This window comes from Streptomyces sp. CRN 30 (assembly GCF_034105845.1).
In genome coordinates this window covers 1-7,701 of the sequence record NZ_JAVRHI010000393.1, presented here as the reverse complement: position 1 = coordinate 7,701, position 7,701 = coordinate 1, and the positions used below count along the sequence as shown (strand labels likewise).

Annotated in this window: 4 protein-coding genes and 1 pseudogene; 4 read left to right on the top strand and 1 reads right to left on the bottom strand. The window is 72.7% G+C overall.

Going from position 1 to position 7,701, the window contains the following annotated elements; translation table 11 throughout:
* From UW392_RS42445 to UW392_RS42430, 4 genes and pseudogenes are all read left to right on the top strand, one after another.
* Positions 1-229 (top strand): annotated as a pseudogene (locus tag UW392_RS42445) (hypothetical protein); the annotation flags it as partial.
* A gap of 122 nt (positions 230-351) precedes the next feature.
* On the top strand, positions 352-2,076 hold the full coding sequence (locus UW392_RS42440) for a BCCT family transporter (RefSeq protein ID WP_320780635.1): 1,725 nt from the start codon (positions 352-354) through the stop codon (positions 2,074-2,076).
* A 247-nt stretch (positions 2,077-2,323) separates the two neighbouring features.
* A complete protein-coding gene (locus UW392_RS42435; protein ID WP_320780634.1) occupies positions 2,324-3,358 on the top strand; it encodes an oxidoreductase in 1,035 nt (344 codons plus the stop codon).
* An 88-nt stretch (positions 3,359-3,446) separates the two neighbouring features.
* Complete coding sequence (locus UW392_RS42430) at positions 3,447-5,087, top strand: ABC-F family ATP-binding cassette domain-containing protein (RefSeq protein WP_320780633.1); 1,641 nt, start codon at positions 3,447-3,449, stop codon at positions 5,085-5,087.
* Between the two features lie 55 nt (positions 5,088-5,142).
* On the opposite strand, the gene UW392_RS42425 is transcribed toward UW392_RS42430, so the two are convergent.
* Positions 5,143-7,548, bottom strand: coding sequence for a Tex family protein (locus UW392_RS42425; protein ID WP_320780632.1), 2,406 nt, complete (start codon positions 7,546-7,548; stop codon positions 5,143-5,145).
* Positions 7,549-7,701 lie beyond the last annotated feature (153 nt).

Genomic DNA, 7,701 nt, shown 5'->3' with positions numbered 1-7,701 from the left:
GCCGCCCGGGAGCGGTGAACGGCGCGCCGGGTCCGCCGCCGTGCCCGCCGAGGCGCGCCACGACGCCGCCCGGACCCCGTGCCGGACGCGAGAGGGCACCGCGGTGAACGCGTCCGAGCACGCCGCGGCCGACGCCGAGCTGCGCATGTACGTCTCGGAACTCGCCTCGGAACTGGCGAGCCGTCCGGTGGGCGAACAGGGCACGGTGCGCACGGAGCCGCGTCCCTGAGGCCGTCCACGAAACCTGGAATCGGACACGGTACGGACACAGTTGGGAAGCACCCCACATGTGTTCGGGCCCAACCGGGGAAGGAGTAGCTCCGTTCCAGCCATCGGGGAAAGGTTCAGCCTGTGACGCATGAAGAGCACCGGACACCCAGCTACCGGGAGGGGGGTGCGTTCCCGGGATCGGAAGCGGGCCTCGTCGGTGACGGGCGGCCGCAGACGGACCGCATCGTGTTCGGCGTGACGGCCGCGCTCACCCTGGCCTTCGTGCTGTGGGGCGCCATCGCGACCGACTCGCTGACGAGCGTGTCGGACAACATGCTCGGCGGCCTCATCCACAACGGCGGCTGGGCCTTCATCCTGGCCGCCTCCGCCTTCGTGGTGTTCGCCCTCTGGCTGGCCGTCAGCCGCTACGGCCGGATCCGGCTGGGCGCGGAGGGGGAGGAGCCGGAGTTCCGCACGGTCTCCTGGGTGGCGATGATGTTCAGCGCCGGCATGGGCATCGGTCTGATGTTCTACGGCGTCAGCGAGCCGCTCTCGCACTACGTCGACGCCCCGCCGGGCACCGACCCGGGATCGTCCGGGGAGCGCATGGAGACGGCGATGGCGACCACCCTCTTCCACTGGACGCTGCACCCGTGGGCGATCTACGCGGTGGTCGGTCTCGCCATCGCGTACAGCACGTTCCGCAAGCGCCGCCGCCAGACCATCAGCGCCGTGTTCACGCCGCTCATCGGCGAGCAGCACGCCAACGGCGGCTGGGGCCGGGTCATCGACAGCCTCGCGATCATCGCCACCGTCTTCGGCTCCGCCGCCTCCCTCGGCCTCGGCGCCCTGCAGATCGGCTCCGGCGTCGAGAAGCTGAACTGGATGGAGACGGCCGGCACCGGACTGCTCGTCGTCATCATCGCCGTCCTCACCCTGGCCTTCGTCGCCTCGGCGGTGTCCGGTGTGGAGAAGGGCATCCAGTGGCTGTCCAACACCAACATGGTGCTGGCGCTGGTGCTCGCCGTGTTCGTGTTCCTCGTCGGGCCGACCATCGTCGTCCTCGACCTGCTCCCCACCTCGGTCTTCGCCTACGTCGGCGACCTGGCCGACCTGGCCGGCCGCACCGAGGCCTCCGGCGGCGAGGGCGTCGCGGACTGGCTGAGCGGCTGGACGGTCTTCTACTGGGCGTGGTGGATCTCCTGGACGCCCTTCGTCGGCATGTTCATCGCCCGCATCAGCCGCGGCCGCACCATCCGCCAGTTCGTCGGCGGCGTCATCCTGGTGCCGAGCACGGTCAGCCTGATCTGGTTCGCCGTCTTCGGCGGTACGGCCATGAAGCTGGAGGAGCGGGGCGCGCTCGGCGACGACACCAGCGCCGAGGGCCGTCTCTTCTCCGTGCTGCAGGAGTACCCCGCCGCCACGCTCACCAGCCTGCTGGTGATGATCCTGGTCGGCATCTTCTTCGTCTCCGGCGCCGACGCCGCCTCCATCGTGATGGGCACGCTGTCGCAGAAGGGCGCGCTGGAGCCCGGCCGGTTCGTCGTCGTGTTCTGGGGCATGCTGACCGGCGCCGTCGCCGCGATCATGCTGCTCGTCGGCAGCGGTCAGGGCGACGCGCTCACCGGACTGCAGAACCTCACCATCCTCGCCGCGGCGCCGTTCGTCCTGGTGATGATCGGCATGTGCGTCGCCCTCATGCGCGATCTGCGCAAGGACCCGGTGATCGTGCGTGAGGAGATGGCCGGGGAGGCCGTCGAACTCGCCGTGATCGAGGGGCACAAGCGGTACGACGGCGAGTTCGAGCTCCGGATCGGCCCCGGGCCGGGCACGGAGACGGAAGGCGACCCGATCGGCAAGCACTGATCGGCGGGTCCCCCCGCACCAGTACCAGGAGCAGGCCGGCCCCGGGCGACTTCCGCCCGGGGCCGGCCCTTTCGTGAGGCCGCCGCCACCTGCCCGTCGTCCAGCCGCGCCCCGCCGCGTGCCCCTTCGTCCAGGCGTACGCCCGCCTCCTCGGGCCGGGCCGCCGACACCGGTCCCGGCCACGACGCCGGTAGCGGAATATGTCATGCCGTGCTCACATCGGTCCCGCTCTGGGGATACTCACTCCATGCTTGCCGAGTATGCCGAGTACGCGACCTTCGGCCTGGCACCGGCCATGCGCGCCGGCGGCGTCCTCGCCAACGGTGACTACCAGGTGCACCGGGACTTCGTGGACTTCATCGTCGACGGCCGCCCGCTGCTGTTCCAGCTCTCCGACCTCGACGCCGTCTCCCCGCTCGCCTCCGACGTCCCGCCCGCCATCTTCACCGAGCACGTGCGCGGCCTGCTGCTGGAGGCCGACGCCCCGCTGTCCGGCGGACGGTACGTCATATACGGCTGCCCCGAGTGCGAGGACCTCGCCTGCGGGGCCGTCACCGCGGTCATCGAGCGGCACGGCGACGACTACGTGTGGCGCGACTTCGCCTGGCAGACACGGGCGGAGGCCGACCTGGAGCTGAACGGGTACCACGGCATAGGGCCGTTCCGCTTCCGGGGCGACGAGTACCGCGACGCCCTGGGGTCCCTGCTCGCCGGGCTCCCCGAGGACCCCGCGAGTCGCCGGGTGCTCCTCATCGGCGCCCGTGTCGCCGTCCTCGCCCGGCTCGCCGCCGCGCTGCGCACCATCGGCATCGGCGCCGAGATCACCCGGGACGCCGCCGGTGTGACCGCCGACGAGCTGCGCACCTACGGCGCGGTGGCCTTCGGGCAGACCGTGGACCCGGAGGAACGAGACTCGGTACGGCGCTCGTTCGAACACGCCGGGGCCGACGTCGCGTACGTCGACGGGCTCGCCCCGATCGTCCCCCTGCTGGTGGCCCAGATCGAGCACGCGCTGGACCGCCGCCCGCCGGAACGCCGCCGCCTGGTCCGGCTGGTCGTCGCCGGCGGCGAGGCGGGCCTCGAGGTCACCTCCACCTGCCGGGTGCGGCTGACCGCGTACCGGCTCGACCGGCTCTCCCGCGCCCGCACCCACGAGATCTTCGACGGCACCCTGCCGGCCGGCCGGCACCGCATCGCGCTGGACGCGAAGGTCTCCGCAGGGGCGTCGTTCCTGGTCGCACGGTCGTCGGGGAGCGTGCTGGTGGAGGCCGTGCCGCACTGAGGGGCACGGCCCCCGCCGGCTCCGTACGCCGCCGCGGGAAGGCACCGGGAGCGCCCTGGGGGCGGCAGTCATTAGGATCGGCTCCCTGATGACTGCCACCCTCGTCGCCAAGAACCTCGCCGCCGGCCACGGCGACCGCTCGCTCTTCACCGGACTCGACCTCGTCGTCGCGCCCGGCGACGTGATCGGTCTCGTCGGAGCCAACGGCGCGGGCAAGTCCACCCTGCTGCGCCTGCTCGCCGGGCTGCTCGCCCCGGACCAGGGCGAACTGCGCCTCTCCCCGCCCACCGCGACCGTGGGCCACCTGCCCCAGGAGCCGGACCGGCGGCCGGGCGAGAGCGTGCGGGAGTTCCTGGCCCGCCGCACCGGCGTGGCCGAGGCGCAGCGGCGGATGGACGAGACGACCCAGGCGCTCGTCGACGGCGCGCCGGGCGCGGACGACGCGTACGCCGCCGCGCTGGAGCGCTGGCTCGGCCTGGGCGGCGCCGACCTCGACGAACGGGCCGAGGAGGTGGCCGGCTCGCTGAACCTGGGCATCGGTCTCGACCAGCCGATGACCTCGCTCTCCGGCGGCCAGGCGGCCCGCGCGCAGCTCGCCTCCCTGCTGCTCTCCCGCTACGACGTGTTCCTGCTGGACGAGCCGACCAACGACCTCGACCTGGACGGCCTGGAGCGGCTGGAGAGGTTCGTCGCGGGGCTGCGCGGCGGGACCGTCGTGGTCAGCCACGACCGCGAGTTCCTCGCCCGTACGGCCACCAAGGTGCTCGAACTGGACCTCGCGCAGCACGCGGTCAACCTCTACGGCGGCGGTTACGAGGCCTACCTGGAGGAGCGGGAGGTGGCGCGCCGGCACGCCCGTGACGACTACGAGGAGTACGCCGACAGGAGGACCGCGCTCGAGGGGCGTGCGCAGATGCAGCGCGCCTGGATGGACAAGGGCGTCAAGAACGCGCGGCGCAGGGCGGGCGGCGACAACGACAAGATCGGCCGCAAGTTCCGCAGCGAGGCGAGCGAGAAACAGGCCGCGAAGGCCCGGCAGACCCAGCGCATGATCGAACGGCTCGACGTGGTCGAGGAGCCGCGCAAGGAGTGGGAGCTGCGCATGGAGATCGCGGCGGCGCCGCGCTCCGGCGCCGTGGTCGCCGCCCTGCGCGAGGCCGAGGTGCGGCACGGCGACTTCGTGCTCGGCCCCGTCACCCTGCAGATCGACTGGGCGGACCGGATCGTCGTCACGGGCGCCAACGGCGCGGGCAAGTCCACGCTGCTCGGCGTCCTGCTGGGCCGCGTACCGCCGGCCGCGGGCCATGCGGCGCTCGGCTCCGGGGTGGTGGTGGGCGAGGTGGACCAGGCCCGCCGGCTGTTCCACGGCTCGGAGTCGCTGCTCGACGCGTTCCGCGCGGCGGTGCCCGACACGGAGCCCGTCGAGGTCCGCACCCTGCTGGCGAAGTTCGGCCTCAGGTCCGAGCACGTGCTGCGGTCCGCGGCGACCCTCTCCCCGGGCGAGCGCACCCGCGCGGCGCTGGCCCTGCTCCAGGGCCGCGGCGTCAACCTGCTGGTCCTGGACGAGCCGACCAACCACCTCGACCTCCCGGCCATCGAGCAGCTGGAGTCGGCGCTGGACTCGTACGAGGGCACGCTGCTGCTCGTGACGCACGACCGGCGGATGCTGGACGCGGTCCGCACCACGCGCCGCCTGGAGGTGGCGGCCGGCAAGGTGACCGAGCGTTAGCCGGCACGTCCGGACCCGCACCCCGGCGACGAGCCGGAGTGCGGGCCCGGACGTCTCAGCGCCGGCCCTTCTTCGGATCGACCAGACCGGCGCGGCGCAGCGCGTCGGCCATCGCGCTGTTGGCGGGCGGCGCCGCCTGGCGCGATCCGCCCCCGCCCCCGCCACCACGGCCCTGACGCTGCTGGGGCGGCCGTCCGCCACGCTGCGGGCGCCCACCGGAGGACTGCCCCTGTCCCTGTCCCTGTCCCTGGCCCTGCGGTGCGGCCTCGTCGTCCAGCCGCAGCGTCAGCGAGATGCGCTTGCGCGGGATGTCGACGTCCAGCACCTTCACCTTGACGATGTCGCCCGGCTTCACCACGTCCCGCGGGTCCTTGACGAACGTCCTCGACATCGCGGAGACGTGCACGAGGCCGTCCTGGTGCACGCCGACGTCGACGAACGCGCCGAAGGCCGCGACGTTGGTGACGACGCCCTCCAGCACCATCCCGGACGTCAGGTCACCGATCTTCTCGACGCCCTCCTTGAACACGGCCGTCTTGAAGGCGGGACGCGGGTCGCGCCCCGGCTTCTCCAGCTCCTTGAGGATGTCCGTCACGGTCGGCAGACCGAACTTGTCGTCCACGAAGTCGTCCGGCCGCAGGGAGCGCAGCACGCCCGTGTTCCCGACCAGCGAGGCGACCTCGCCACCGGTCGTCTTCACCATCCGGCGCACCACCGGGTACGCCTCCGGGTGCACGCTGGAGGCGTCCAGCGGGTCGGCGCCGCCCCGGATCCGCAGGAAGCCCGCGCACTGCTCGTACGCCTTGGGGCCGAGCCGGGAGACCTTCTTCAGCTCGGTGCGGGAGGAGAAGGGGCCGTTCGTGTCGCGGTGCGCCACGATGTTCTCCGCGAGGCCGGAGGTGATGCCGGAGACGCGGGAGAGCAGCGGGGCGGAGGCCGTGTTCACGTCCACGCCGACGCCGTTCACACAGTCCTCGACCACCGCGTCCAGCGAGCGCGACAGCTTCACCTCGGACAGGTCGTGCTGGTACTGGCCGACGCCGATCGACTTCGGGTCGATCTTCACCAGCTCGGCCAGCGGGTCCTGGAGCCGGCGGGCGATCGAGACGGCACCGCGCAGCGACACGTCCATGCCGGGCAGCTCCTGCGAGGCGAACGCGGAGGCCGAGTACACCGACGCGCCCGCCTCGGACACCATCACCTTGGTGAGCTTCAGCTCCGGGTGCTTGGTGATCAGCTCACCGGCGAGCTTGTCGGTCTCGCGGGACGCCGTGCCGTTGCCGATCGCGACCAGCTCGACCGCGTGCTCCTTCGCCAGGCGCGCGAGCTTGGCGATCGCCTCGTCCCACCGGTTGGCGGGGACGTGCGGGTGGATCACGTCGGTGGCGACGACCTTGCCGGTCTCGTCGACCACGGCCACCTTCACCCCCGTACGGAAGCCCGGGTCGAGGCCGAGGGTGGCGCGGGTACCCGCCGGGGCGGCGAGCAGCAGGTCGCGCAGGTTCGCCGCGAACACGCCCACCGCCTCGTCCTCGGCGGCCGTGCGCAGCCTCAGCCGCACGTCGATGCCCAGGTGCACGAGGATGCGCGTGCGCCAGGCCCAGCGCACCGTGTCCTTCAGCCACTTGTCGGCGGGACGTCCCCGGTCGGCGATGCCGAAGCGGTGGGCGACGACCCCCTCGTACGAGGACGGGCCGTCCGTGGGCTCCTCGGGCTCCAGGACGAGGTCGAGGACCTCCTCCTTCTCGCCGCGCAGCATGGCGAGGATCCGGTGCGAGGGCAGGTCCGTGAAGGGCTCGGCGAAGTCGAAGTAGTCGGCGAACTTGGCGCCCGCCTCCTCCTTGCCCTCCCGCACCCTGGCGGCCAGCCGTCCGCGCACCCACATCCGCTCACGCAGCTCGCCGATCAGGTCGGCGTCCTCGGAGAACCGCTCCGTGAGGATCGCCCGGGCGCCGTCGAGGGCGGCCTGCGGATCGGCGACCCCCTTGTCCGCGTCGACGAAGGCCGTGGCCGCCGCGAGGGGCTCGACGGACGGATCGCCCAGCAGACCCTCCGCGAGCGGCTCCAGGCCCGCCTCACGGGCGATCTGCGCCTTGGTGCGCCGCTTCGGCTTGAACGGCAGGTAGATGTCCTCCAGGCGCGCCTTCGTCTCCGCACCGCGGAGCTGCGCCTCGACCTCCGGCGTCAGCTTGCCCTGCTCGCGCACCGAGTCGAGGATCGCCGTGCGCCGGTCCTCCAGCTCCCGCAGGTAGCGCAGCCGCTCCTCGAGCGTGCGCAGCTGCGCGTCGTCGAGCATCTCGGTCGCTTCCTTGCGGTAGCGGGCGATGAAGGGCACCGTCGAACCGCCGTCGAGCAGCTCCACCGCGGCCTTCACCTGCCGCTCCCGTACGCCGAGCTCCTCGGCGATCCTGCCTTCGATGGATCCCACTGCGTTGGCTCCGCTGGACCCGGGTGTCGTCACGATCCCGTACCGCCTTCTCCGCTTCAGGTTGCGCGGCAATTGTGGCAGGTGGCGCCGACAGAGGGGGATCAGGGCGCCACGGGAGGGCGCGGCGCCGGCGGGACCGGGACCGGACGGGGGGGGGGGGGGGGGGGGGGGGGGGGGGGGGGGGGG

What these genes read in the sequence shown, in the direction of transcription:
- UW392_RS42430 (WP_320780633.1), top strand. Translation starts at nt 3,447, where the DNA reads ATGACTGCCACCCTCGTCGCCAAGAACCTCGCCGCCGGCCACGGCGAC.
- UW392_RS42435 (WP_320780634.1), top strand. Translation starts at nt 2,324, where the DNA reads ATGCTTGCCGAGTATGCCGAGTACGCGACCTTCGGCCTGGCACCGGCC.